Genomic DNA, 2593 nt, shown 5'->3' with positions numbered 1-2593 from the left:
CCCCTCGCCCCGGCCACGCCCGCCGCTCCGAAGAAGGTGGTGGATGCGCCGGCCCCGGTGCGCGCGGCGCCGGCCAACGCGGTGGCCATCTTCGGCGTGGCCCGCCAGCCGGCCGCGACGGACTCCGCCGCGAAGCTGGAGGACACGATCACCCGGCGGCTGGGCAGCGCGGGCGACGTGCAGTTCGTCGACCTGGCCACCGCCTTCCCGCCCCCGGAGCCCCAGGGCAACCCCCGCGCTGACGCTCTCTTCGACGAGGGCCGCGCGGCGTACGACAACCTGGACCCGGACTCCGCGGCGGTGAAGTTCAAGGCGGCCGCGGAGGCCTACGTGCAGCGCCCCGGCGACCTGCGCCCGGAGAAGCTGGGGGAGACGTACCTCTTCCAGGGCGCGTCCCAGTTGCTCAACGGCGACGTGGCGGGCGCGAAGGCGGCCTTCACGAACGCGCTGCTCGCGGAGCCGTCGCTGACCCCGGACGCGAGCCTCTTCGGCCAGGACGTGCAGCGGGTGTTCTCCGAGGCGCAGAGCGAGCTGAACGCGCAGCCGCAGGGCACGCTGGTGGTGAACACCCAGCCGCAGGGCGCGCGCGTGCTGGTGCGCGGCCGCGACGTGGGCACGACGCCGCTGGCCGGCGCGAAGCTGGCCCCGGGCCGCTACCCCGTGCAGGTGGTGCTGCCGGGCTACGCCCCGTTCGCGGCGTACGTGGAGGTGAAGCCCTCCGCCCCCACGGAGCTGAAGACGAAGCTCGGCTCCGCGCCGGGCCTGTCCGCGCTGCGTGACGCGGCGACGAAGGCCGGCACGGAGGCCGCCTTCGACGCGGACGGCACGCCGCCGGAGGTGGGCGCCATCGCCGAGCGGCTCAACGCGCGCTACGTGGTGCTGGCGGCCACGTTCCAGGACAAGAAGGGCCGGCTGCACGGCGAGGTGCAGGCGTGGGACGTGCGCACCAAGAACCGCCTGCGCGGCGTGGAGGTGGACTTCGGCAAGCGCGACGGCAAGGGCAGCGCGGACTTCGCCGCGGACCAGGTGCACACCTTCCTCACCGGCGCGGCCCTGCCCCAGGGCCGCGAGGACTCGAAGGAGCCGCTCGTGTCCAGCGACTCCGTGCTGCGCAAGCCCTGGTTCTGGGCCGCGGCGGCGGGCGTGGCGGCCGTGACGGCGGGCGTGGTGTACGTGGCCACCACGGACCGCGGCCCCGGCTTCAACCCGGTGAACGGTCTGCCCGGTGGAATTTCCTTCTAGCCCGGGCGTCAAGCGCACAGGACTCCTCATGAAAGCCCTTCCGCTCGCGCTCGTGCTGCTGCCCGCCCTGGCGCTGTCCGCCTCGTCCCAGCCGGGCCGCATCTCCGCGCTGCTCATCCCCATGGACCCGTCGTCCGAGTCCTCGGGGGTGCAGATGGAGAGCTACATGAATGACGCGCTCGGCAACTTCGCCAGCTACGCCGTGCGAAAGCCGCGCGACCTCTTCGGTCTGCCGGACGACCCGGCCGCGCAGGCGTCCTTCCAGCGCGCGAAGAAGGGCTACGAGGAGAGCGTCAAGGCCTTCGAGGCGCGCGAGTACGAGGACGCGGAGCGCAAGGTGCGCGCCACCCTCAAGGAGCTGGACGGCTCCGTCGCGGCCATGACGTCCTGCTTCCCGCTGTGCGACGCGCTGGCGCTGCACGGCGCCATCCTCCAGCTGCGGGGCGACGTGGAGGAGGCGAAGCTGCTGCTCATCGACCTGATGGCGCTCAACCCCACGTTCGAATTGAACCCCAAGCGCTTCAGCCGGGACTTCATCAGCCTGCGCGTGCAGGTGGCGACCAGCCGCCCCTCTCAGCTGCGCGGCAGCGCCACCTTCAAGTCCCGGCCCGCGGGCGCCCGCGTGTACGTGGACGGCGAGCCGGTGGGCTACACGCCGCTGACGCTGCCCACGCTGCCGGTGGGCAAGCACCTGGTGCGCATGGAGCGGCCGGGCTTCCGCCAGTTCGGGCAGATCGCGGAGGTGACGCCGGACGACGTGGACGTCGTCGCCTCGCTGGTGCCCACGGCCACCTACAAGGCCTACGACGCGCAGCTGGACAAGGTGATTCCGGACGTGTCACGCCCCAGCGACAAGCCCGCCAACGCCGTCGTGTCGCTGGGCCGCTCGTTGAGCCTGGACCGGGCGATGGTGGGCACCGTGCGCGTCATCCCGGAGCGGGGCACGGAGCTCGCCGTGGGCCTCTTCGACGTGAAGACGGGCAGGCGCATGGGCTCGCGCAAGCTGGTGATCCAGGGCGACGAGTACGGCCAGCTCAAGTCGGAGATGGAGCGGGTGGTCAACCAGCTCATCAACAGCGAGGGCGAGCAGGTCCAGAAGAAGCGCGACCCGCTGGACAACCGCAGCGGCGCGGAGGACTGGGGCTCGGAGGACCGCGGAGGCAACTCCCGACAGTCCGTCAAGAAGCACTCCGGGGATGATCCGCTGGACGACGTGTCGGGTACCGAGGACTGGTGACACGCGGCGCTTGTCCCGGGGCGGCTCGCACCTAGAGTCCCAGGCCGTATGCGCCACCTGCCGCTGCTCGCCCTCCTCCCCAGCCTCGCGCTTGCCCAGACGGGCGTCGTCGAT

General features: G+C 72.3%; 2 protein-coding genes. Both read left to right on the top strand.

Annotated elements, in window-relative coordinates:
• On the top strand, positions 1-1242 hold a 1242-nt coding region (locus D7W82_RS39225; RefSeq protein WP_147439775.1), incomplete at its 5' end, for a PEGA domain-containing protein.
• 28 nt (positions 1243-1270) lie between these two features.
• Entirely contained in the window at positions 1271-2479 is a 1209-nt protein-coding gene (locus D7W82_RS39220) for a PEGA domain-containing protein (protein WP_120623128.1), read from the top strand.
• The last annotated feature ends 114 nt before the right edge of the window (positions 2480-2593 follow it).

Origin of the sequence: Corallococcus sp. CA049B (genome assembly GCF_003611685.1) — a bacterium.
GTDB lineage: Bacteria > Myxococcota > Myxococcia > Myxococcales > Myxococcaceae > Corallococcus > Corallococcus coralloides.
The sequence above is the reverse complement of the archived record's forward strand: the minus strand, read 5'-3'. Positions and strand labels throughout refer to the sequence as shown.

Excerpts from the sequence above, each read along its gene's own strand:
- D7W82_RS39220 (WP_120623128.1), top strand. The coding sequence starts at position 1,271 with ATGAAAGCCCTTCCGCTCGCGCTCGTGCTGCTGCCCGCCCTGGCGCTG.